The organism is Heyndrickxia sp. FW510-T9 (assembly GCF_058781025.1).
In genome coordinates this window covers 41,899-65,221 of the sequence record NZ_JBYSWK010000010.1, presented here as the reverse complement: position 1 = coordinate 65,221, position 23,323 = coordinate 41,899, and the positions used below count along the sequence as shown (strand labels likewise).

Here is a 23,323-nt window from a genome sequence, read left to right as displayed (position 1 = left end):
ATGTCAATAGAAATCATTACAGCAAAGATTCAATTACAAAACCCAAATGAAGCCATTTCTTTATTTGGAGTATCCGATAGTAATTTAAAATTACTAGAGGATTCTTATAAGATATCTATTATTACAAGAGGTGAATCTGTTCATATTTCTGGTAATTCGGAGGATGTCGAACGGGTAAATAATGTTTTAGAAAGTTTATTAATCATTATCAGAAAAGGGATTAATATAGGCTCCCGGGATGTTCTATATGCCATTCAATTGGAGCACAAGGGAACATTGGAATTCTTTGCAGATATGTATAATGAAGAAATTACGAAAACGGCTAAAGGTAAATCAATCCGTGTCAAAACATTAGGCCAAAAACAATATATCACAGCTATAAAAAAACATGATTTAGTGTTCGGGATTGGGCCGGCAGGTACAGGGAAAACGTATTTAGCTGTTGTGATGGCTGTTCATGCACTAAAGAATGGAATGGTGAAAAAAATCATTTTAACTAGACCAGCAGTGGAAGCCGGAGAAAGCCTCGGTTTTTTACCAGGTGATTTGAAAGAAAAGGTTGACCCCTATTTACGCCCGCTATATGATGCCCTGCACGACATTTTGGGCAGTGAGCATACAGCACGTCTGATAGAACGTGAAACGATTGAAATTGCCCCTCTTGCGTACATGAGAGGAAGAACCTTAGACGATGCTTTTGTCATATTGGATGAAGCACAAAATACCACGCATGCCCAAATGAAAATGTTTTTAACTAGGCTAGGGTTTAATTCTAAAATGGTCATAACTGGCGATAGAACACAAGTTGATTTGCCAAAAGGTGCAATGTCGGGACTAGCTGAAGCAGAAAAAATTTTAAGTGGTATACCAAAAATTTCCTTTATATATCTCGAACAAACTGATATTGTTCGTCACCCACTAGTAGCAAGGATAATCGAAGCGTACAGTCAACATTCTTCCTGATTTGATGGGATTCTAATTAATATATCCTATAAATACAAAGGTGAAATATCGTAACAGTCTTGTTGCGGGGCATCTTATCCTAAAAGATCATATATAAAGATGAGCAAAGATTAGTTGTGATTTATTTTAAAAATGCAAAAATTTAAGAAAAGAGCCGTACCTGAACATAGACTGTTCAGGTATTTTTTTAAAATAAAGTGCAATAATGTACAAAAACTGATATCATTTTACATAATTAGGTATGATATAAACTTTTTAATGGGTATAATTAACGGTGATCTTGGGTAAAATTGTAAATTTGTAATATTGAAATATTAAGGTGGTGGGAGAACAGCGTGAATATTCAAGACTACATTGGAAAAATTCGTACTCTACTAAGCTATAAAGTCTTTACCATTATTACACTCCTTTTATTATCGGTATTAATATATGGGGTCCTATATTATAATGTTAAGCCGCAAACGTATAATATGGAGTTATTTTCCATAGCAGATAAAACAGTTCGTTCTCCTAAAACGGTTGAAGATGAAGCAAAAACAAATGAAGAACGCCAAAAAGCAGCGGATGAAGTTGGTAGGATATATACGTTTAAAAAGGAAACTTTACAAAATAGAGTTTCCCTAATAAACTCTATTTTCGATTTTGTTAATGATGTAAATTATGAGCCTGGTTTACCAGAAAACACAAAAGATAAGCAGAAAAAAAAATCCGATGCCGAGAAATTAGAAATATTAAAGGATGATTTATCAAAAAATGTGAACGAAGATGTTACCAAGAGAATACCGGATGACATATTTTATACTTTGTTGAAAACGAATCATTATGATTTGGAGGATGCGAGGAATATTGTGATTCAGCAAGTGGAATCACTTATGAGTGACAAAATTAGAGAGGATCAAGTTTCACAAACAAGATTAAAAATTGCGGATAGAATCAATCAATCTAATTTAGGAAGGGACTTGAGAGAAGCAGCAGTTGAGCTTGGTAAATACGCGATTGTCCCTAATGATATCTATGATCCTAGTTTAACAGAGGCTAGGCAAAAACAAGCAATGGAAAATGTTGAACCAGTAAAAATTTTGCAAGGTCAGGTTATTGTCCAGGAAGGGCATCTTATTGATAGAGATATCTACCACCAATTACAATTACTTGGTTTATTAAAGAGTAATCCTACAGTAAAACCTTTTTACGGCTTAGCTTTGTTTGTCTTATTAATGATAAGTCCAATATATATTTATATAAGGAATACTTCGTACTCAGAAGAAAAAAAGCAAACATATTTAGTTCTTATTAGTTTCATTTTTATCATCTCCCTATTATTGTTGAGGATTATTGGATTTATTGATAACACGAACTTACCTAATTTAGGTTATATTTATCCTGCTGCATTGGCACCTATGTTAATTCGAGTTATGTTAAATGAGCGTTTTGCATTTATTGTAACCATTTTGTTGGCTGCTTGTGGGAGTATTATATTTAGAGATGAATTAGCTGGCACTATTAATATTGAGATAGCAGTTTACATTTTATTTAGTGGTATTGCTGGCATCCTTTTTTTATCGAATCGTAATCGTCGCTCCAATATTTTACAAGCAGGTTTGTTTGTATCCATCATTAATTTAATGATGATATTTGCATTAATTCTATTAGGAAATGGACAGTTTTCAAAGATCGAGTACATATATTTCATCGTGTTTGCTCTTGTTTCTGGTTTATTGTCAGCAGTATTAACAATTGGTCTCGTCCCATTTTTTGAAGCGGGTTTTGGGATATTATCCACCATTAAATTAATTGAACTTTCAAATCCGAACCACCCTTTATTGAAAAAGATTTTAACAGAAGCACCTGGAACATATCATCATAGTGTAATGGTTGCAAACTTAGCTGAGGCGGCATGTGAAGCTGTAGGTGCAAATGGTTTCTTGGCTAGAGTAGGATGTTATTATCACGATATTGGTAAGACAAAACGTCCGCAGTTTTTTATTGAAAATCAAATTAACATGGAAAATCCACACAATCATTTATCTCCGGAAGTGAGCAGGGATATCATTATTGCACATGCATTAGACGGAGGAAAAATGTTAAGAAAACATAAATTTCCTAAGGAGATTATCGATATCGCTGAACAACATCATGGTACGACTTTGTTGAAATATTTTTATGTAAAGGCAAAGGAAGAAAACCCAAATGTTGATATAGAATCGTTTCGTTATCCAGGACCAAAGCCACAGACGAAAGAAATTGCTATAATAAGTATCGCTGATAGTGTTGAAGCTGCAGTTCGATCGATGGCACATCCGTCACCAGATCAAATAAAAGAACTCATTCATCATATTGTTCAGGATCGCTTGCAGGATGGACAATTAAACGAATGTGATATAACCTTAAAAGAGCTAGAGGTTATAAAGAAGACATTTTGTGAGACATTAAATGGTATATTTCATTCGCGAATTGAATATCCAGAATAAGAAAAGCGAAAGGCGCATTGCCCAACGGCGAATGGATGAGTAAAATTTGAAGTTTAATTTTCCCGAGTAAAATTTGAAGTTTAATTTTCCCTGATGTTGACTTTTCGTAGGGAGGAGACGGAGAAATCCACTAGCCGATAGGCGCCGGAGCTAGACAAGATAAATTTGATTTAGAGGTGGATATTATGTCCTTGTCCATTGATTTTATGGATGAAACAAATGAAATAACAAAAGAAGATTTTGATTTAGTAGAGAATCTATTGAACTTTGTTGCTAATAAATTGGAAATAGAAAATGAAAGTGAAGTTTCTGTTACCTTTGTGTCAAACGAAAAAATTCAAGTAATCAATAAGGAATTTCGGGATAAAGATTTGCCTACAGACGTTATCTCCTTTGCCATGGAAGAATTAGGAGAAGGAGAAATGGAGATCAATGGAGTTGATATTCCAAGAATACTCGGAGATATAATTATTTCTGTAACAAAAGCACATGAACAGGCTAATGATTATGGTCATCCGTTTACTCGTGAATTAGGATTTTTGGCCCTTCATGGATTTTTGCATCTTCTCGGCTATGATCATATGACAGAAGAGGATGAGAAAGAAATGTTTGGACTTCAAAAGGATCTTTTAGATGAATATGGACTTAAACGATAAAAAAAAGACGCCTTTTTCAAAAACATTTTCCTGTGCATTCTATGGAATTGTTCATGGTTTAGAGCATGAAAGAAACTTTAAAATACATACTGCTGCAGCAATTTTAGCAACTTTATTAAGTTTCCTTTTGCAAATTTCTTCGGTGGAATGGTTATTTGTTATTGTTTCTATTTTTGGGGTTTTTACTTTAGAGTTATTGAATTCTGCAATTGAAAGAGTAGTGGATTTGACGACATCGGAATATCAACCATTGGCAAAGCAGGCAAAGGATTTAGCTGCAGGTGCTGTCTTGGTCTATTCTATAATGTCTGTCATTATAGCCTGCATTATCTTCATTCCAAAACTTGCACACCTATTTTTGATTTACATATGGTAATAATAAGAACATGATGTATGGGTGTAACAATTTTCCCCGTAAGGAATTTGAATCCACTTTTTATTTGAGTTAAAATAAGTTTATCCAATTTTTCAGTGGATAAACTTTTTTAATCAGATTTTTTAATATTTTCAAACTAATTAAAAATATTCTATAATTTATGACAATTTTGTGATAAAATAAGATTTGAAGGGAAAAGGAATATGAATTTAGAGCATTTAATTGAGGAAGCAAAATTAGCAAGAAATAAAGCATACGTACCGTATTCAAAGTTTGCTGTTGGTGCAGCGTTACTCACAAGTGACGGAAAAATTTATCATGGCTGTAATATAGAAAATGCAGCATATAGTGTCGCGAATTGTGCGGAACGTACTGCGTTATTTAAAGCATATTCAGAAGGAGATAAATCCTTTACTGCTTTAGCTGTAACAGCAGATACTAACCGTCCAGTACCTCCATGTGGAGTTTGTCGTCAAGTTATCTCAGAGCTTTGCCCAAAGGATATGAAGATTATTCTTACAAATTTAAAGGGTGATATAAAAGAATTAACAGTTGAAGAGCTATTGCCTGGTGCATTTTCTCCGGAGGATTTAAATGAATAATAATCAATTTGAAGAAAATGCATATAAATCTGGTTTTATTTCGATAATCGGCCGCCCGAATGTAGGAAAATCTACGTACTTAAATAGAGTAATTGGGCAAAAAATTGCAATTATGAGCGATAAACCACAAACAACTAGAAATAAAGTTCAAGGTGTCTATACAACAAATGATTCTCAAATGATCTTTATTGATACTCCGGGCATTCATAAACCAAAACATAAACTTGGCGATTTCATGATGAAGGTTGCAACCAATACTCTAAGAGAAGTCGACTTAATATTATTTATGATAAATGCTGCCGAAGGCTTAGGACGTGGTGATGAATTTATCATAGAAAAATTGAAAGAATTTAGAACTCCTGTATTCCTTGTTATTAATAAAATTGACCAAATACATCCTGACGAGTTATTTTCAATCACCAATCAGTACAAGGATCTTTTTGATTTCAAGGAAATAATTCCGATATCAGCATTGCAAGGGAATAATACCGAACGATTATTAGATCAAATCAAAAAGTATTTGCCTATTGGTCCGCAATATTATCCTGCAGATCAGATTACAGACCACCCAGAACGATTTATCGTTTCCGAGTTGATACGGGAAAAGGTGTTACATTTAACTCGCGAAGAGATTCCACATTCCATTGCTGTTCTTATTGATAAAATGGAAAAAAAATCAGAATCCGATATTGTTCACGTAATGGCAACGATTGTGGTTGAACGCTCCTCGCAAAAGGGTATTATTATTGGTAAACAAGGGAGTATGCTGAAAGAAGTTGGAAAAAGGGCTCGGGTTGATATAGAAAATTTACTTGGATCGAAGGTTTTTCTGGAATTATGGGTAAAGGTCCAAAAGGATTGGAGAAATAAAATTAATCAGCTGCGAGATTTTGGATTTAGGGAAGATGAATACTAAGGTTAGCCTTAAGTTGTGGTTTAGTGATGGATTATGCATCCTATTTCGTTAGTAATTTTTACGTCACATGATTTCAAGAAATCTCGGTGAAACTAATATTAGCATCACAAAAGATTTCATGAGTTTTCACAACATGAAAGGCGGGGGTTTATATGCTAGAGTTTACATGGAAATTTTTTACTGAAACTGGTAGTATTGATACCTATTTGCTTTTTAAGGAACTGGAAAAAGAAGGACAAGATGAACCTATGAAAACAGAGCATGAAATCTCAGAAATTGATTATCCGATTTCCTGATATGTTTCTTCTGTTATCACCTGAATGAGGCAATAGATTGCTTTGGTAGGTGGACATGATGCTTCAAAAATGTGAAGGTATTGTAATTAGAACTCATGATTATAGTGAATCCAACAAAATCGTAAATGTATATACACGTGAATTTGGGAAACTGGGTATGATGGCAAGAGGTGCAAAAAAACCGAAAAGCCGTCTATCTGCTGTTTCCCAGCTTTTTACTTACGGATATTTTCTTGTACAGACAGGTAATGGTCTCGGGACCTTGCAGCAAGGAGAAATGATTTCTTCAATGAGATCTATTCGAGAAGATATCTTTAAAACCGCATATGCTTCTTACATTGTGGATCTTTTAGATAGAAGTGTAGAAGAAAGACAACGTAATCCTTTTCTATTTGAACTTTTATTTCAAACATTAAATTATATTAATGAAGATGTTGATCTAGATATAATTACAAATATATTTGAGATGAAAATGTTAAATGTTTTAGGGTTATATCCTGTGATGAATCAATGTGCGGTTTGTGGTAGTAATGATGGAAAATTTGCATTCTCCATTCGGGAAAATGGTCTCATTTGTCATAGATGTTTCCAAAAGGATCCATATCTTTTGCCAGTTTCACAAGGTACCATTCGACTTCTTAGGCTATTTTACTTTATTGATATTGGGAGATTAGGTAACATATCTGTAAAGCCTGAGACGAAAAAGGAACTTCGCACAACTATAACAATGTATTATGATGAATACTCTGGATTACATTTGAAATCAAAAAAATTTATAGATCAAATTGAAAAATTTAAAGATATTCTTTAACTATGCAATAACAAGAAGGCTCTTTATTTCGCCTGAGAAATGAGAGTCTTTATTTATGCACCTTACTGTTGCAAATTACTTTTCAAATTTTATAATTAGTATATAATAATTCTTATAAAAGTATAACACATCTGTACGTTTTTGAATTGGGGGTGTAAACGATAGAACTTAATAAGAGGCAACAACAAATTTTACAAATTGTAAAAGATAATGGTCCAATAACAGGGGAACATATTGCTGAAAAACTTATGCTGACAAGAGCGACATTAAGGCCGGATTTAGCCATTTTGACCATGGCAGGTTATTTAGATGCACGCCCAAGAGTAGGTTACTTCTATACAGGGAAAACAGGCGCACAGCTTCTTACAGAAAACCTAAATAAAATCTTTGTAAGAGACTATCAATCTATGCCGGTAGTAGTAAATGAAAATATTTCTGTATATGATGCAATTGTAAATGTGTTTTTGGAAGATGTTGGCACTCTGTATGTGGTGGATGAAAATTCCTATTTAGTTGGTGTACTTTCTCGAAAAGATTTACTTAGAGCAAGTATAGGAAAACAAGAACTCTCCGCATTACCAGTGAATATAATTATGACACGTATGCCAAATATTACATATTGCGAAAAGGATGACTTATTAATTAATGTAGCAAAGAAGCTAATTGATAAACAGATTGATTCTATGCCAGTAGTAAAGGAAACAGATCAAGGTTTTGAAGTTACTGGACGTATAACAAAAACCAATATAACAAAAGCCTTTGTTGCTCTTGTAGATGGCGATTTGTAAGTTTATATAAAAAGGAGTTCGGTGAAATAAATGTCAAAACCAACCATTTATGTTGTCTCCGATTCGGTGGGTGAAACAGCAGAATTAGTAACAAAGGCTGCAATTAGCCAATTTAATGGAAAAGATGCAGAAATAAAAAGGTTTCCATATATAGAGGATTTCCATCATATTGATGAAGTACTTTCACTTGCGAAAATGAATCAAGGCATCATTATCTATACATTAGTAAAACCGGAAATGCGACAATATATAAAGGAAAAATCAAACAGGGAACAAATATATTCAATCGATATTATCGGTCCATTACTTGATAAACTAGAAGATCTTTATGGGAAAAAACCTTTATGTGAACCTGGGCTTGTACGAAAATTAGACGAGCAATATTTTAAAAAAGTGGAAGCAATCGAGTTTGCAGTGAAATATGATGATGGTCGTGACCCAAGAGGCATCCTTCGTGCTGATATCGTGCTTATTGGTGTTTCTCGCACCTCGAAAACACCATTATCCCAATATTTAGCACATAAAAGGTTTAAAGTGGCAAATGTACCATTAGTACCAGAAGTAGATCCACCAGAGGAATTATTTCAAGTTCCAGCTGAAAAATGCTTTGGTTTAAAAATAAATCCGGAGAAATTAAATCATATTCGAAAAGAACGTTTACTTTCTCTGGGACTAAATGACCAAGCAAGCTATGCGAATATTGAACGTATAAAATTAGAAATAGATTATTTCGATCAAATAGCTTCGAAAATCGGATGTAAGGTAATAAATGTTACAAATAAGGCTGTAGAAGAGACAGCTAACATTATCATAAATCACATTCGTTAGAAACGAATAACACATGATCTAAAAGGATGATGTGTTTTTCATTTTTTTATGATAAAAATATATGGTCAAATACATTAAAATATACTATAATAAAAAATTGTGATAAAAATGTATTTAAAATAGGTTTAGAGTCATGAAATAAGGAATAAACTAATTATTGGGATATGTCAAGATTATTTTCTTGAAATTATTCGACAAGGTCTGTAAATTCCATGAAAATGATTCATGAAAGAAAGAAGGATTCTGCGGAGTAATGTAGAATAGTAACTTACAGAAGAAAGATTTTTATTCAAATTGATGGCTGTCTCTTAAAAGATAGTTGTTCTATTTTATAACCATTGTTATCATGAAGATTGGTAATCTTGTGCGAATTTTGTCGAATATTGTAAAAAATTTAAAGACAACTGGGGATGTTTTCGTGACGGGAATAATTCCAGAAGAAAAAATTAATGAGATCCGTCAGTCAATAGACATAGTAGATGTTATTGGTGAATATGTTCATTTGAAAAAACAAGGGAGAAACTACTTCGGTTTATGTCCTTTTCATGGTGAAAATACGCCATCCTTCTCCGTCTCATCTGATAAACAAATATTTCATTGTTTTGGATGTGGTGCTGGAGGTAATGTAATTACATTTATCATGGATATTGATGGACTTGGTTTCCAAGAAGCAATTGTTAAATTAGCAGAAAAAGCGAATATTGCACTAAATTTTGACCCAAAGAGTGACCTCCATTCCTCTAGGCCTAATTTTTCTGATGATCACTATAAAATGATGGAAGCTCATACTTTGTTACAAAAATTTTATCATCATTTACTAGTAAATACTAAAGAGGGTCAGGAAGCATTTGAATATCTTATTGAGCGGGGTTTTACGAGGGAAAGTATGGAGAAATTCCAAATTGGGTACTCGTTGCCTAGTTGGGATTTCACTGTAAAGCTGTTCCAAAAGAGAGGATTCCCATTATCTTTAATGGAAAAAGCGGGACTTATCATTAAAAGAGAGCATGAGGATTCGTATTTTGACCGTTTTAGAAACAGAATTATGTTTCCCATATTCAATTCCAAAGGTCAGACTATAGCATTTTCTGGTAGGGTTTTAGATCAAAATGATCAACCTAAATATTTAAACAGCCCTGAAACAGAGCTATTTAATAAAAGTTCCTTATTATACAATCTTCACCAAGCGAGAAGCGCTATAAAAAAACAGCAACAGGTAATCTTATTTGAAGGATTTGCTGATGTTATTTCGGCTGATCGCGGTGAAATATACAATGGGATTGCAACAATGGGAACAGCTTTAACAGAGCAACATGTTCAGCAGATTCGCAGATTAACGGATAATGTTATTCTTTGTTATGATTCTGATTCTGCAGGAACAGAGGCTGCATATAAAGCAGGGAAAATGCTCGATGAACAACATATTAATATTCGGATTGCAAGAATGCCAGACGGCTTAGACCCTGATGACTACATTAAACAAAATGGCGCGAAAAAATTTCGTCAGGATGTAATAGGGGCAAGCATGACTTATATGGCTTTTAAAATGCAATTTCATCGAATAGGAAAAAAACTTCAAAATGAAGGAGAAAAGCTTAAGTATATAGAAATAATAATAGACGAGATTTCTAAGCTTGAAAAAGCGGTTGAAAGAGATCATTATTTGCGTCAATTAGCAGAAGAATTTTCAATATCCATAGATGCATTAAAGCAGCAGCAACGTCAAGCATATTATGTAAATAAGAAAAAAAACTCATCAATGGGGCAAAGTCTTAAATCTACAGTATTATTAAAACCTGATAAAAAATTATTGCCTGCACATCATACTGCGGAAAGGCGACTTATTAGTCATATGTTGCGAGATGTGGAAATAGCATATAAAGTCAGAGATTTATTAGCTGAACATACATTTTATATCGACGAACATCAAGCTATCCTAACACACCTCCTTGGTTTTTACGAAGAAGGTAATGAACCTGACGCAAGTTCCTTTTTGCTTTATATACGCGATGAACAATTGCGGAGGGTTATCGCAGATATAGAAATGATGCCATTGAATAATGAGGTTTCTAATCAAGAAATTGAAGATTATATAAATCAAGTGTTGAAACATCAAAAGATGTTAAAAATAAATGAAAAAGTGAAAGAACAAAAAAAAGCTGAGCTAGAAAATGATTTGCAAAGAGCTGTTTCGATTGCAAAAGAAATCTTGCAACTGCGTAAGTCATTATCATAACTTTCATCAAAATGGATATACCATTACTATTCGTTTTTTGTTTTAAATAGTTGGAAGGAGGGGAACAAATGGCTGAAAAATCAGCTCGTTCCAAAGAATTAGAGCCTGAATTGACTCTTGATCAAGCAAAAGAACAATTAATTGAGCGTGGTAAAAAACGCGGGTTTTTAACATATGAAATAATCTCAGGGAAACTAAGTCATTTTGAATTAGATTCCGAACAAATGGATGAATTTTATGAAACTCTTGGTGAACAAGGAATTGAGATTCTTGAAGACAATGAAGATGATGAAGAATCCCCGATTATCCATGAACTGGAAAAAGAGGAAGAAGATGAATTTGATTTAAATGATTTAAGTGTCCCTCCAGGTGTGAAAATCAATGATCCGGTTAGAATGTATTTAAAAGAAATTGGGCGTGTTGATCTCCTTTCTGCAGATGAAGAAATCGAGCTTGCAAAACGAATTGAGCAAGGCGACGAAGAAGCGAAAAGAAGATTAGCAGAAGCTAATTTACGCTTAGTTGTTAGTATTGCTAAACGTTATGTTGGGCGTGGTATGCTCTTCTTGGATTTAATTCAAGAAGGTAATATGGGTCTTATTAAAGCAGTAGAAAAATTCGACTATGATAAAGGCTTCAAATTCAGTACGTATGCTACATGGTGGATTCGTCAGGCTATCACTCGTGCTATTGCAGATCAAGCTAGAACGATTCGAATTCCTGTTCATATGGTAGAAACCATTAATAAACTTATTCGGGTTCAACGCCAATTGCTACAAGACTTAGGCAGGGAACCATCACCAGAAGAAATTGCTGAAGAAATGGATTTAACTCCAGAAAAAGTTCGTGAAATATTGAAAATTGCTCAAGAGCCAGTTTCATTAGAGACTCCGATTGGTGAAGAAGATGATTCTCATTTAGGTGATTTTATTGAAGACCAAGATGCTACATCTCCTTCAGAGCATGCTGCTTATGAATTGTTGAAAGAACAATTAGAAGACGTCTTAGATACGTTAACGGATCGTGAAGAAAACGTTCTTAGACTTCGTTTTGGCCTTGATGACGGCAGAACTAGAACCTTAGAAGAAGTAGGTAAAGTATTTGGTGTTACACGTGAACGAATTCGCCAAATTGAAGCCAAGGCACTTAGGAAACTTCGCCATCCTAGCCGTAGCAAAAGATTAAAAGATTTCCTTGAATAATATTTCATCATTAGTTTACCTCAAGATGAGGTAAACTTTTTTTTCGTAAATATTTATTTTAAAAAGGAATTTTGCCATTCTTTATCGAATCATAGAATACAGGATGTGTTGCAAATGAATTCTTCAAGAAAAGAAGTAATTATTAATGAAATACAATTTTGGAAACAGCATCAAATGCTTCCTGATCATTACTGCAATTTTTTACTAGCATTGTATACTGAAGGAGAATCATCTAAGACTAAAAAGAACCAAAATAAAAACATTTTGAAAAATAGTATGTTGATTTTTCTTACAATAATTATTTTAGGTTTATCAGTATTTGTCATTTATTTTACTGAATTCAATTTTGTTTTGCAAACGATGATTTTGACTAGTTTTGTCGTTTTATTGCTATTATTCGGAATATACTATACTAAAATAAAATATTGGTATACATTTTTCTATATTAGTGCAGCAATACAATTACTTCTACTATCTGTTTTTCTAAATGATAAATTATTTCAAAATGGCGCAAAATCGTTATGTATAATGATAATCTTGAACTGTTTCCTTTGGATACTCACAGGATGGAAGCTAAAACTTTCCTATTTCATTTTGTCTGGAATTATCGGGATTATAGTGCTTGTAATCTATATAGTAATATAATGAATGAATAATAATAAACTTTTAAAAGTTGTGAAAATTCATCTATCTCTATTATAATATGTAATGTAAGCGGATTCAAGACGTGAGGGGGATGGAAATGAACTTTGAGCTTACTGCTGAACAAAAAATGATCAAGAGCACTATACGTGAATTTTCGGATGCTGAGGTTGCAGTCGGAGCATTAGAACGTGACCGAAATAAACAGTTTCCAAAAGAAATATTTTCAAAATTAAGCGAGTTAGGAATGATGGGACTACCTTTTCCTGAGGAATACGGTGGTGCTGGTGCCGATACAATTAGTTTTGCTATTGTAGTGGAAGAATTAAGCCGTGCCTGTGGGTCGACAGGGATTACATATTCTGCCCATATTTCCCTTGGTGGAGCACCAATTAATATGTTTGGGACAAAGGAACAAAAGGAAAAATTCCTTGCTCCAATATGTACTGGTGAATCATTAGGAGCGTTCGGTTTAACCGAACCGAATGCAGGATCAGATGCTGGAGGAACGAAAACTACAGCGAAGCTAGAAGGAAATGATTTTATTATTAATGGCAATAAATGTTTTATCACAAATGCTAGTTATGCAAAGCATTTGGCATTAACGGCAATTACTGGTGAAACAGATGGACATAAAGAAATAAGTGCTATTATTGTACCAACTGACGCCAAGGGATTTACGGTTATTGACAATTATGAAAAGCTCGGCCTCCATGCTTCTAATACAACGGAATTAGTATTAGAAGATGTAAGAGTTTCGCAGGAAAACCTGCTTGGAGAAAGAGGAAAAGGTTTTAAGCAATTCCTGGTGACGTTGGATGGGGGAAGAATTGGGATTGGCGCAATGGCAGTAGGAATTGCCCAGGCAGCATTTGAAAAAGCATTAGAATATGCTAAAGAAAGAAAACAATTTGGACGCTCTTTAGCAGAATTTCAAGTTACCCAATTTAAAATTGCTGATATGGCGATGAAAATTGAATTAGCACGAAATATGGTATATAAGGCTGCATGGTTAAAAGACCAAGGAAAACCGTTTACAAAAGAAGCGGCAATGTGCAAGCTTTATGCCTCCGAAATTTGCATGGAAATTACGAATCAAGCGGTGCAAATTCATGGAGGGAATGGTTATATGAAGGATTATCATGTAGAAAGATTTATGAGGGATGCCAAACTCCTTGAAATTGGCGAAGGTACATCAGAAGTTCAACGTATGGTAATTTCACGTGAAGTTGGATGTTATTAAAATAAAATATTTGAACAAACTAAATATAGAAAGCCGAAAACTTCATCTATTTATGGATGAAGTTTTTGTCTAAATTCCGAAAATATGATGAATCTTTCTATTAGGGGTTTTCCTTCTATTGTTTTTCGAGTAAAATAAAGTTGTTTGCATCAATTACGTATTTATTTGTTTGTTTCTTACATAAGGGAGGTTATTTTTTGAAACGTAATCCTGCTATACCTTACATTATTATTATGTTGTTAGGAATTGCACTTGTATTCTTTCTCTCTGTAAAGGGGCTTGGCGATGCAAAAGAGATTGCCAAGGATAATAAAAAGGGAGATGCTAAACAAGAAACTCCTGCACAACCTGGTGGTAAATTTGATCCAGAAGGTTTTGCTAAATCAACTTGTATTTCATGTCATGGTAACAATTTAGAAGGTGCATTTGGTCCTAATTTACATGGAATCGGTAAAAAGATTTCAAAAGATGAAATTAAAAATATCTTGAAAAATGGTAAAGGTCAAATGCCTTCAGGTATGGTCCCAACTGAAAATATTGATGCCATGGCTGATTGGGTATCAAATCTTAAATAATAAGATTTGAACAAAAAAGTTCTTCGCGATGAAGCGGAGAACTTTTTTTTGTCTTTAAAAACGTCTAAAATAAAATAGTAGACGAACAAATGCGCATACGCCGATAGGCGCTGTAGCTAGACGTAAAAAAAGTGGTGAAAAAATGAACATTGAAAAATTATCAAAAAGATTAGAAACAGTTAGTACATACATTCCTAAAGGATCAAAAATTGCAGATATAGGATCAGATCATGCCTATCTGCCTTGTTATTCCGTGAAGAATGGGGTAGCAAGCTATGCCATTGCTGGAGAAGTTGTAGAGGGACCATATCAATCAGCATTACAGCAAGTAAGAAATTCTGGTTTAGAGGAAGCTATTTCCGTAAGAAAAGGGGATGGTCTGGAAGTGATAGAAGTAGGGGAAGTTGACTGCATTACGATTGCTGGAATGGGCGGTGCGTTGATCACTTCTATTTTAAATCAAGGATTAGCAAAATTAAGCGGTGTAAGACGATTAATTCTTCAACCAAATATTGCTGCGATTGCTATTCGTAAATGGTGTATAGATCATAGGTGGGAAATTATTGCAGAAAAAATAATAGAAGAAGATCAAAAAATTTATGAGATTCTTGTGATAGAGCCAATAAAAGATAAAATCCAATATAGTTTGTCAAATGCAGAACTATTAATGGGCCCATTTTTAATAAAAGAGAAAAATAATGTATTCATATATAAATGGAATCAAGAAATAGATAAGTGGAAACGGGTTCTAAATTCATTGGAGCATGCTGCAGAAACCGTTGAAACAGTTGAAAAGAGAAAGCAACTACAACATAATATTTTTATTGTAGAGGAGGTTATTTCATGAAGAAGGTGAATGGATATGAAATTATTCAGCTTTTTGAAAGCTTTTCTCCAAAGCATTTTGCTATGGATGGGGACCCTATTGGATTACAAATCGGTAAGCTAAATCAGCCTGTAAAGAACGTATTGGTTGCATTAGATGTATTAGATGAAGTGGTAGATGAAGCGATTGAAAAAAATGTTCAGCTAATCATTGCCCATCATCCCCCGATATTCAGTCCCTTAAAGAAAATTGCGACAGATTCCCCTTCCGGAAGGCTGATAGAAAAACTAATAAAGCATGATATAGCTGTTTACGCTGCCCATACAAATTTAGATGTGGCAACCGGAGGAGTTAATGATTTACTAGCAAGCGCTTTACAATTAGAAAATATTGATATACTTGTTCCAACATTTGAACAAAAACTAAAAAAACTTGCCGTCTATGTGCCAATAGAAAGAGAAGACGAAGTAAGGTCAGCAATAGGCAAGGTAGGGGCAGGAGCGATTGGACACTATAGCTATTGTTCTTTTACTTCCGAGGGAACAGGAAGATTTTTACCAGGTGAGAATACCAATCCTTTTATAGGGGAAGTTGGTAAATTAGAAGAAACGAAAGAAGTGAAAATTGAAACTATCTTTCCGGATTATTTAGAGAAAAAAGTTTTATCTGCAATGATAAAAGCACATCCATATGAAGAAGTGGCATATGATATATATCCGCTTGAAAACAAGGGTCCTAGTTTAGGTCTTGGTAGGATTGGAGTGCTGCCGGAATCCATGACCTTAGAACAATTTGCTCAGCATGTGAAAACAACCTTAGATGTCAATACCGTTCGTGTAGTAGGTAATCTGAATGATACTATTAAGAAAGTAGCTGTTCTAGGGGGAGACGGAAACAAATATTTTCAACATGCAAAATTTAAAGGTGCAGATGCTTACGTAACAGGCGATGTTTATTATCATACTGCCCATGATATGATGAATGTAGGCTTAAATGTGGTAGACCCAGGACATAATGTTGAAAAAGTTATGAAAAAAGGGGTAGCTAATATTTTAACGGAAATGTGTGCGGAAAAAGGATTTGAAGTAACATTTATCGCTTCAGACATTCATACCGATCCTTTTATTTTTGTTTAACATGAAAAAAAATCGGCATATGCCGATTTTTTATTTTGAAGTTTGTTCACTTAATTTTTTTACTTTAGGAAGTATTTTATTTAAAGGTACTTCCTTCTTTCTTGTCCATGTTGTCTCGTCCATTGGGTCGTACTGTTCTAGAAATTGAATGACTTCTCGAACTATTGGAGTTGGTGTAGAAGCGCCAGCTGTTACGGCTATTTTCTTCGCATCCTTGATCCAATCAAGCTGAATTTCGGATATATCTGCAACTCTATAAGCATTTGTACCTGCAATTTCCTCCGATACTTGAGCAAGTCTGTTAGAGTTATTGCTTTTTGGATCTCCAACTACTATTAATACATCGGCTTCACCAGCTTGATTAGCTACCGCTTCTTGTCTTACTTGTGTAGCAAGACAAATTTCTTTATGCATTTCCACATTAGGGTATTTTTCCTTTACTTTTTCCATAATGTGTTGAACATCCCATTGGCTCATTGTAGTTTGGTTAGTTACAATAATCTTTTCATTTTTGATGTCTAATTGATTTACATCTTCCTGCGTTTCAACTAGATGAACAATGTCAGGAGCTACTCCGACAGCACCCTCAGGTTCCGGATGTCCTTTTTTTCCTATATAGATTACATCATAACCTTCTGCCTTTTTCTCTAATATAAGGTCATGGGTTTTTGTCACATCAGGACAGGTTGCATCAATTGTTACAAGACCTTTTTCCTTGGCGAGCTCACGAACTTCAGGTGAAACACCATGGGCAGTAAAAATAACAGTACCTCCATGCACTTTTTCAAGAATCTCTTTCCGGTTTTTTCCGTCAAGAGTAATAATGCCTTCTTCAGCAAATGCATCTGTAACATGTTTATTATGAACAATCATACCCAATATATAAATCGGGCGTGGTAATGATTTATCTAAAGCTGCATTTCGAGCAACTACCATTGCATCCACGACGCCATAGCAATAACCACGGGGGGATATTTTAATAACCTCCATGTAAAATCCTCCTTGAGAATAAAAACATCCATTATAATCTATTACATTATATATAAGAAATGAATATTTTACAAAGGAAACATCAAGTCGGTCAAACGTAAAAAACGCTATGCGAAACTCATCACATAACGCCCTTGTCGTTTTATATATATAATTTAGGAACGGATGCCCCTTTTATTTTTGAATTAGAGGTGGATCTTTTCTTTGCCTGTTTTTCAGAATCCGTATCGATTTCCTCCATTTCGAAATTAGAGGAACTGTTTTTCGAATTACTAGTGATATTTCTTTTTTTCTTTTGACTAGAAGTAGTTTTCTTTTCTTTCTTACTTCCCGATGTACTCTTTTCATTCGTTATAGAAGATTCTTCTTTACTTTCATTATTATCATTTGTTGACTCATCCGAATTCTTACTATTTAAGCTCCGATACATTTTTAACATAGCAGGCAGATTTCTTACTAAAGGGCCATATTGTTTGACCATAGGTCCTACTTGACCGGCAGCTCTTAATACACCTTGAGTGTTATTTAAAAATGTCCCGATTGATCCAGGGTTTGCTAAACCTCGCAAAAGACCGCCTCCACCGCCAGTTGCCGCTCTACTGAAACCCGCGGCTGCATTTGCGACATTACCTCCACCGCCTCCCGCACCGCCTAATCCGGCGCCTGCACGTGAAAAGAGTCTAGATAGAAAACCTCCTCCTGCACCTCCCGCATTCATTCCGCCGGCCCCCATAGGCATTTGACCACCGAGACCTGCCATTCTACCCATCATTTGCATCGGATTTTGGGCGATCCCTCCACCTAACATATTTGCCCTTCCAAGTCCTCCTAATAAGTTAAGTGGTGCTCTTGACATTCCACCCATCTGCATCGGGACCCTGGCCATATTTGCCATATTCCCTAGGAATGGTGGAAAACCACCTGGTGGCATATTCATATTTTACGCCTCCTTTCTAGAAAACGAAATTTGCTTTATATTACAATATGCATAAAAGGAAAAAACGTCTTGATTTCCTCTTAAATCTTTAAAGTAATAATTTCAATTTGCGCGGGATGACTGTTTCCAATCTCAAGGTTGGAGTGGAAGTTTTCCTAAATGTCGATTATAATTACAAAATGGACTTTTCATTTAACGAATATGAAATTTTTCCTTCAAAAAAAGGAGTGATATATTTTGAGCGAAAATCAATTTACTATTTTCAACTTTAAGCCATTTATTGAGAATGCAATAAAAAATCTTGGTTTTAAGGAACCAACGGAAATTCAAAAGAAGATGATCCCGAATATCATGCGAGGCGAGAGTGCAATAGGGCAATCACAAACAGGAACGGGAAAGACACATGCATACTTGTTACCAATTATTAACGCCATTGAAACAAGTAAAGATGAGGTACAAGCTGTCATTACAGCACCTACCCGTGAGTTGGCTAGCCAGATTCATAATGAAATCTCAAAGATTATAAAAACAGATGAAGATAATCAAAATATCATTACTTCTAGATTATTTATTGGTGGAACAGATAAACAACGGACCATTGAAAAACTAAAAAAACAACCTCATATTATTGTTGGGACGCCGGGAAGAATTAATGATTTAATAAGGGAGCAAGCATTATTCGTCTATACAGCCAAAACACTTGTTGTCGATGAAGCAGACTTAATGTTGGATATGGGCTTTCTATTCGATGTGGATCAGATAGCAGGTCGCATGCCTGAAGATTTGCAGATGCTTGTATTTTCAGCAACTATTCCGGAAAAAATAAAACCTTTTTTAAAAAAATATATGGAAAATCCGATGTATGAACATGTACAGCCTAAACATATTTCTGCCGAAAATATTGAGCATATTCTTGTACCATTAAAAAGTCGTGAAAAAAAGGATCTTTTATACCAAATTTTAGAGGGGATTAACCCTTATCTGGCTATTGTCTTTACAAATACAAAAACGATGGCAGACCATGTAGCGAACCAACTTATCGAAAAAGGGATGAAGGTTGGTAAATTGCATGGAGATTTAACACCACGTGAGCGGACAAAAGTAATGAAACAAATTCGAAATTTAGAGTTTCAGTATATTATCGCTACAGATCTTGCTGCCCGTGGTATTGACATTGAAGGGGTAAGCCATGTTATTAATTACGAACTTCCACAAGATTTAGATTTCTATATCCATCGTGCTGGTCGGACAGCCCGTGCCGGATCATCCGGTATTGCCTTCACCATATACGAAACATCTGATGAGGATGCTTTAAATCGTTTAGAAAAGCTTGGAATTAGTTTTTCATATCAAGATATTCATAAGGGAGAATGGATACAACTTGATGATCGAAATAAACGACTTAAAAGAAAGAAAACGGCTGATGAAATCGGAGACAAAGCAAGAAGTATGGTTAAGAAGCCAAAGAAGGTAAAACCAGGTTATAAGAAGAAAATAAATAGACAAGTGGAACAAATTAAGAAAAGGGAAAGAAAGCTTCAAAAACGCAAATAAGTTTGGCAGGAGGGATAGGAGAAAATGTTGAAATTAGGATCACATGTATCAATGAGTGGGAAAAAGATGTTGCTTGCTGCAAGTGAAGAAGCGGTATCATATGGTGCTAATACATTTATGGTATACACGGGAGCACCGCAAAACACAAGACGAAAAAAAATTGAGGATTTAAATATCGAAGCCGGACTTGCCCATATGAAAGAGCATGGAATTGATGAAATTATTGTTCATGCCCCTTATATCATTAATATTGGAAACTCTGTAAATGCAAATACCTTTGAACTAGGAGTGACCTTCCTAAGTTCCGAAATTGAAAGAACGGAAGCGATAGGTGCAAGACAAATCGTTTTACATCCCGGAGCACATGTAGGAGAAGGAACAGAGAAAGGTATTAAGAAAATTATTGAGGGCTTAAATGAAGTATTAACAAGCGATCAAAAAGTTCAGATTGCTCTAGAAACAATGGCTGGTAAAGGATCGGAATGTGGATGTTCTTTTGAAGAGCTTGCACAAATTTTTGACGGTGTTAAACATAATGATAAATTGTCGGTTTGCTTTGATACTTGTCATACACATGACGCAGGCTATGATGTAGTTCACAATTTTGATGGTGTATTAGATCAATTTGATAAGATTCTTGGAATTGACAAAATCAAAGTAATGCACATTAATGATAGCAAAAATATTAATGGAGCAAGAAAGGACCGTCACGAAAATATTGGATTCGGTCACATTGGGTTTGATGCACTAAGCTATATTGTTCACCATGATCAGCTTAAGACAATTCCTAAAATATTGGAAACACCATATGTTGGGGAAGATAAGAATAATAAGAAAGCCCCTTATAAGCATGAAATTTCGATGTTAAAAAATAAAAAATTTGAAGAAAACTTATTAGAGACAATAATGAATGATTAAAAAGATCGAGGTGTAATCCTCGATCTTTTTATTATAATATATACTATTTAGTAAATTGCACGAGAACTTTATTGATTTCTTTTGCTATTTCTGGACTTGTTAATTTCGCTACATCTTTAACTGCTTTAGCTCGGTCACTATCACTAAAAATATTTAAATTTTTGCCGCGTAAATATGCTGCGATCTTTCCGGCATCTGTTTTCGTTAATTTAACATTAAATTGTTTTGCATACTTAAGTAATTCATCGCCTGTGATAATGTTGATTTTGTAATTAATCACATTTTGTAATAATTTCACCTGCACATCACTCCCCCTTAGAAACATATGAAGAGGACATAAGAAATGTTCCAAATTTTATTAGAGATTTTCTTATATGGGAGATAGGTAAGAAGAAAAAAATTTTACAATTGGTTAGAATTGGGGTATACTCGAAGAAGTTCTAAATCGGAATGATTATTATCGAGAGGGGAACATTTAAGGAAGAAGAGGTGTAAAGTGTCATGCATTTAACAGAAGCCATGCAAACACTTAAAGATAAGGGATACAAACATACTGGAAAACGTGAGCAGATGCTTGAGCTATTTGCTTCAAATAATAAGTATTTGACAGCTAAAGATGTTCTTGAACATATGAAGGCAGATTACCCAGGACTTAGCTTTGATACGATTTATCGTAATTTATCCTTATTTGTTGAATTAGAAATTCTTGAAGCTACAGAGTTATCCGGTGAAAAGAATTTTCGATTCAGTTGTTCTACGAATAACCACCATCATCATTTTATTTGTTTGGATTGCGGTAAAACAAAAGAAATCCAAATTTGCCCAATGACTCAAATGAATGAAGATATGAACGGATATGAGGTGTCTGGTCATAAATTTGAAATATATGGGAAATGTCCAGATTGTATAGCATAATAAAAAGAAAAAATCATAAGGAAATAAATCCCTATGATTTTTTTATTTTTATCCAATTATTCACCCAGTCTTCTGCTTCCTTCCAATTTTTCACTCTAATCACACCTTCAGGAATAGGATCTCGATTGTACGGTGTGTCAAATAAAATTACGGGAATCCCTAATTCTTCATGAATCATAACAGCATTATCATGTTTGTCCTCGAAAAATAAATCTACATCGTATTTTCTAGCCGTTTCTACTTTATGATGGGAGCCGATTAATTCGATATGATGATATTTAATATCATTTTGGGTGAACCAATTATTCGTTACTTCAAGTAAGTTCGAATTTCGTGCGCTAATAAAATATAGTTCAAATTCTTCCTTCCAACTTGTTAAAATTTCTTTTGCACCTTCAGAAAGGGGGGACTGAGCATAAATTACTGGCTCAGTTTTGATAAACCAATCATAAAATTCCTCTGCAGGAATATCAATTACATCTGTAAGCTCATATTCCGTGATATCATTCAATGTCAATTCTAATTGATATTTCTTATTGATAAATGGTAATAGTGCATCTGGACTTGTAACAGTTCCGTCGATGTCAATGCCAAATCTTTTTTTCATATGATGTTACTCCTTAGAACGTAATTTTTAAAAATAATTCGATTCTTTTATAGGTAGATGCTCCTAACAAAGTTTATCATAACCTTAATAAGTTGTGAAAAATATTGTATTTGTAAAGGCTCTTTTCTTAAATTATGTTGCTTTTTTATACGAACTCTTATGGTAACAACCTTATTTGGGTTGAAAATGGATAAACTATATAAGAAAAGATGCGCCGAAACTAAGTCTGGTTAGGATTAACAAAAGACGAAAAGCAACAATCAATCCAAAAACAACCTTGTACAATGATTAATTGGGAGAATAAGTTAGACCGTATATTTACTGTTTAACAGGCACACAATATAAATGCTCCTGCTCTTACTCTAGAAAGTGAGGGGATAGCATTGAAAGAAGATACACGCTATGACAAGCTTGACAATGATGTACATGGTGTAGATCCCGACCTTCATACTGAGGATGTTATTGATGTAGATGACTTGGATGATGCAAGAAGAGTCGACGACGATCATCATGATTTTACGGAAGAAACAGCTGCCGAAATTGCCACACCTGTTCATATGAATCGGTTTGAACGTTATGATGATATTGACGAAAATGACAGAGATGATGTGGATACTGGTGGACGTGTAATTGGTTGGGCTTCCTTAGCAATATCAATCATTTCATTGTTTGTCCTACCAGTCATACTAGGTGCAGCAGCAGTTGTTCTTGGTTTTGTAGCCCGTCATAAAGGTGCTGGAACTTTGGGTGCGTGGAGTATTGGTATTGGGGTAGTTTCCATAATAATCGGGATATTTGTTCTTCCATTTTTTTAGATAGAGTTAGATTTCAAACGTGG

Annotated in this window: 25 protein-coding genes; 21 read left to right on the top strand and 4 right to left on the bottom strand. The window is 34.5% G+C overall.

The features are described from left to right. From AC3WJF_RS07585 to AC3WJF_RS07505, 17 genes are all read left to right on the top strand, one after another. Positions 1-963 carry a PhoH family protein gene (locus AC3WJF_RS07585; RefSeq protein ID WP_492450838.1) on the top strand — a complete coding sequence of 321 codons (963 nt, stop codon included), beginning with the start codon at positions 1-3 and terminating at the stop codon, positions 961-963. Between the two features lie 335 nt (positions 964-1,298). After that, positions 1,299-3,431, top strand: coding sequence for an HD family phosphohydrolase (locus AC3WJF_RS07580; RefSeq protein WP_492450836.1), 2,133 nt, complete (start codon positions 1,299-1,301; stop codon positions 3,429-3,431). 185 nt (positions 3,432-3,616) lie between these two features. Next, complete coding sequence (ybeY, locus tag AC3WJF_RS07575) at positions 3,617-4,087, top strand: rRNA maturation RNase YbeY (RefSeq protein WP_492450834.1); 471 nt, start codon at positions 3,617-3,619, stop codon at positions 4,085-4,087. After that, positions 4,065-4,463: a diacylglycerol kinase family protein gene (locus AC3WJF_RS07570; RefSeq protein ID WP_492450832.1), complete on the top strand. Its 399-nt coding sequence runs from the start codon at positions 4,065-4,067 to the stop codon at positions 4,461-4,463. Before ybeY ends, AC3WJF_RS07570 begins: the two co-directional genes overlap by 23 nt. Positions 4,464-4,666: 203 nt before the next feature. After that, the gene (locus AC3WJF_RS07565) at positions 4,667-5,065 is read left to right on the top strand and encodes a cytidine deaminase (protein ID WP_492450830.1); all 399 of its coding nucleotides are present in this window, start codon (positions 4,667-4,669) and stop codon (positions 5,063-5,065) included. Next, positions 5,058-5,981, top strand: a complete 924-nt coding sequence (gene era / locus AC3WJF_RS07560; protein WP_492450828.1) for a GTPase Era — start codon at positions 5,058-5,060, stop codon at positions 5,979-5,981. The genes AC3WJF_RS07565 and era overlap by 8 nt, the downstream gene beginning before the upstream one ends. Positions 5,982-6,133: 152 nt before the next feature. Beyond that, on the top strand, positions 6,134-6,277 hold the full coding sequence (locus AC3WJF_RS07555) for a YqzL family protein (protein ID WP_213093870.1): 144 nt from the start codon (positions 6,134-6,136) through the stop codon (positions 6,275-6,277). A 58-nt stretch (positions 6,278-6,335) separates the two neighbouring features. Next, positions 6,336-7,088: a DNA repair protein RecO gene (gene recO, locus AC3WJF_RS07550; RefSeq protein ID WP_492450938.1), complete on the top strand. Its 753-nt coding sequence runs from the start codon at positions 6,336-6,338 to the stop codon at positions 7,086-7,088. 161 nt (positions 7,089-7,249) lie between these two features. Further along, complete coding sequence (ccpN, locus tag AC3WJF_RS07545) at positions 7,250-7,876, top strand: transcriptional regulator CcpN (protein ID WP_492450936.1); 627 nt, start codon at positions 7,250-7,252, stop codon at positions 7,874-7,876. Between the two features lie 30 nt (positions 7,877-7,906). Further along, positions 7,907-8,704: a pyruvate, water dikinase regulatory protein gene (locus tag AC3WJF_RS07540; RefSeq protein ID WP_492450827.1), complete on the top strand. Its 798-nt coding sequence runs from the start codon at positions 7,907-7,909 to the stop codon at positions 8,702-8,704. Between the two features lie 418 nt (positions 8,705-9,122). After that, on the top strand, positions 9,123-10,940 hold the full coding sequence (dnaG, locus tag AC3WJF_RS07535; RefSeq protein WP_492450824.1) for a DNA primase: 1,818 nt from the start codon (positions 9,123-9,125) through the stop codon (positions 10,938-10,940). 68 nt (positions 10,941-11,008) lie between these two features. Continuing rightward, entirely contained in the window at positions 11,009-12,142 is a 1,134-nt protein-coding gene (gene rpoD, locus AC3WJF_RS07530) for an RNA polymerase sigma factor RpoD (RefSeq protein WP_492450822.1), read from the top strand. 114 nt (positions 12,143-12,256) lie between these two features. Next, positions 12,257-12,787, top strand: coding sequence for a hypothetical protein (locus AC3WJF_RS07525; protein ID WP_492450820.1), 531 nt, complete (start codon positions 12,257-12,259; stop codon positions 12,785-12,787). A 97-nt stretch (positions 12,788-12,884) separates the two neighbouring features. Then, positions 12,885-14,027, top strand: a complete 1,143-nt coding sequence (locus AC3WJF_RS07520) for an acyl-CoA dehydrogenase family protein (RefSeq protein WP_492450819.1) — start codon at positions 12,885-12,887, stop codon at positions 14,025-14,027. Between the two features lie 197 nt (positions 14,028-14,224). Beyond that, positions 14,225-14,602, top strand: coding sequence for a cytochrome c550 (cccA, locus tag AC3WJF_RS07515; protein WP_492450817.1), 378 nt, complete (start codon positions 14,225-14,227; stop codon positions 14,600-14,602). Between the two features lie 142 nt (positions 14,603-14,744). Continuing rightward, entirely contained in the window at positions 14,745-15,449 is a 705-nt protein-coding gene (locus AC3WJF_RS07510) for a tRNA (adenine(22)-N(1))-methyltransferase (protein WP_492450815.1), read from the top strand. After that, positions 15,446-16,564, top strand: a complete 1,119-nt coding sequence (locus AC3WJF_RS07505; RefSeq protein ID WP_492450813.1) for a Nif3-like dinuclear metal center hexameric protein — start codon at positions 15,446-15,448, stop codon at positions 16,562-16,564. Before AC3WJF_RS07510 ends, AC3WJF_RS07505 begins: the two co-directional genes overlap by 4 nt. Before the next feature lie 30 nt (positions 16,565-16,594). Here AC3WJF_RS07505 and AC3WJF_RS07500 read toward each other — a convergent pair whose 3' ends face one another. Together AC3WJF_RS07500 and vrrA are read right to left on the bottom strand one after the other, a co-directional pair. Continuing rightward, positions 16,595-17,554: a 4-hydroxy-3-methylbut-2-enyl diphosphate reductase gene (locus tag AC3WJF_RS07500; protein ID WP_492450811.1), complete on the bottom strand. Its 960-nt coding sequence runs from the start codon at positions 17,552-17,554 to the stop codon at positions 16,595-16,597. A 142-nt stretch (positions 17,555-17,696) separates the two neighbouring features. Further along, complete coding sequence (gene vrrA / locus AC3WJF_RS07495; protein ID WP_492450809.1) at positions 17,697-18,491, bottom strand: VrrA/YqfQ family protein; 795 nt, start codon at positions 18,489-18,491, stop codon at positions 17,697-17,699. Between the two features lie 237 nt (positions 18,492-18,728). Here vrrA and AC3WJF_RS07490 point away from each other — a divergent pair, with 237 nt between their 5' ends. Next, positions 18,729-20,045 (top strand): DEAD/DEAH box helicase, encoded by a 1,317-nt coding sequence (locus AC3WJF_RS07490; RefSeq protein ID WP_492450808.1) that lies wholly within the window; start codon positions 18,729-18,731, stop codon positions 20,043-20,045. 24 nt (positions 20,046-20,069) lie between these two features. Next, positions 20,070-20,963 (top strand): deoxyribonuclease IV, encoded by an 894-nt coding sequence (locus AC3WJF_RS07485; RefSeq protein WP_492450806.1) that lies wholly within the window; start codon positions 20,070-20,072, stop codon positions 20,961-20,963. 43 nt (positions 20,964-21,006) lie between these two features. Here AC3WJF_RS07485 and AC3WJF_RS07480 read toward each other — a convergent pair whose 3' ends face one another. After that, the gene (locus AC3WJF_RS07480; RefSeq protein WP_492450934.1) at positions 21,007-21,261 is read right to left on the bottom strand and encodes a DUF2624 domain-containing protein; all 255 of its coding nucleotides are present in this window, start codon (positions 21,259-21,261) and stop codon (positions 21,007-21,009) included. A 203-nt stretch (positions 21,262-21,464) separates the two neighbouring features. Here AC3WJF_RS07480 and AC3WJF_RS07475 point away from each other — a divergent pair, with 203 nt between their 5' ends. Next, positions 21,465-21,878 (top strand): Fur family transcriptional regulator, encoded by a 414-nt coding sequence (locus AC3WJF_RS07475; RefSeq protein ID WP_492450804.1) that lies wholly within the window; start codon positions 21,465-21,467, stop codon positions 21,876-21,878. 31 nt (positions 21,879-21,909) lie between these two features. Here the strand turns inward: AC3WJF_RS07475 and AC3WJF_RS07470 are convergent, their stop codons facing one another. Beyond that, positions 21,910-22,485 carry a 5' nucleotidase, NT5C type gene (locus AC3WJF_RS07470; protein ID WP_492450802.1) on the bottom strand — a complete coding sequence of 192 codons (576 nt, stop codon included), beginning with the start codon at positions 22,483-22,485 and terminating at the stop codon, positions 21,910-21,912. A gap of 461 nt (positions 22,486-22,946) precedes the next feature. On the opposite strand from AC3WJF_RS07470, the gene AC3WJF_RS07465 reads away from it, so the two are divergent. Further along, positions 22,947-23,300 carry a DUF4190 domain-containing protein gene (locus AC3WJF_RS07465; protein ID WP_492450932.1) on the top strand — a complete coding sequence of 118 codons (354 nt, stop codon included), beginning with the start codon at positions 22,947-22,949 and terminating at the stop codon, positions 23,298-23,300. The last annotated feature ends 23 nt before the right edge of the window (positions 23,301-23,323 follow it).

Coding starts and splice junctions, on each gene's coding strand:
- AC3WJF_RS07585 (WP_492450838.1), top strand. CDS start 1: ATGTCAATAGAAATCATTACAGCAAAGATTCAATTACAAAACCCAAAT.
- ybeY (WP_492450834.1), top strand. CDS start 3,617: ATGTCCTTGTCCATTGATTTTATGGATGAAACAAATGAAATAACAAAA.
- AC3WJF_RS07570 (WP_492450832.1), top strand. CDS start 4,065: ATGAATATGGACTTAAACGATAAAAAAAAGACGCCTTTTTCAAAAACA.
- AC3WJF_RS07565 (WP_492450830.1), top strand. CDS start 4,667: ATGAATTTAGAGCATTTAATTGAGGAAGCAAAATTAGCAAGAAATAAA.
- era (WP_492450828.1), top strand. CDS start 5,058: ATGAATAATAATCAATTTGAAGAAAATGCATATAAATCTGGTTTTATT.
- AC3WJF_RS07555 (WP_213093870.1), top strand. CDS start 6,134: ATGCTAGAGTTTACATGGAAATTTTTTACTGAAACTGGTAGTATTGAT.
- recO (WP_492450938.1), top strand. CDS start 6,336: ATGCTTCAAAAATGTGAAGGTATTGTAATTAGAACTCATGATTATAGT.
- AC3WJF_RS07540 (WP_492450827.1), top strand. CDS start 7,907: ATGTCAAAACCAACCATTTATGTTGTCTCCGATTCGGTGGGTGAAACA.
- rpoD (WP_492450822.1), top strand. CDS start 11,009: ATGGCTGAAAAATCAGCTCGTTCCAAAGAATTAGAGCCTGAATTGACT.
- AC3WJF_RS07525 (WP_492450820.1), top strand. CDS start 12,257: ATGAATTCTTCAAGAAAAGAAGTAATTATTAATGAAATACAATTTTGG.
- AC3WJF_RS07520 (WP_492450819.1), top strand. CDS start 12,885: ATGAACTTTGAGCTTACTGCTGAACAAAAAATGATCAAGAGCACTATA.
- AC3WJF_RS07510 (WP_492450815.1), top strand. CDS start 14,745: ATGAACATTGAAAAATTATCAAAAAGATTAGAAACAGTTAGTACATAC.
- AC3WJF_RS07505 (WP_492450813.1), top strand. CDS start 15,446: ATGAAGAAGGTGAATGGATATGAAATTATTCAGCTTTTTGAAAGCTTT.
- AC3WJF_RS07500 (WP_492450811.1), bottom strand. CDS start 17,554: ATGGAGGTTATTAAAATATCCCCCCGTGGTTATTGCTATGGCGTCGTG.
- vrrA (WP_492450809.1), bottom strand. CDS start 18,491: ATGAATATGCCACCAGGTGGTTTTCCACCATTCCTAGGGAATATGGCA.
- AC3WJF_RS07485 (WP_492450806.1), top strand. CDS start 20,070: ATGTTGAAATTAGGATCACATGTATCAATGAGTGGGAAAAAGATGTTG.
- AC3WJF_RS07475 (WP_492450804.1), top strand. CDS start 21,465: ATGCATTTAACAGAAGCCATGCAAACACTTAAAGATAAGGGATACAAA.
- AC3WJF_RS07470 (WP_492450802.1), bottom strand. CDS start 22,485: ATGAAAAAAAGATTTGGCATTGACATCGACGGAACTGTTACAAGTCCA.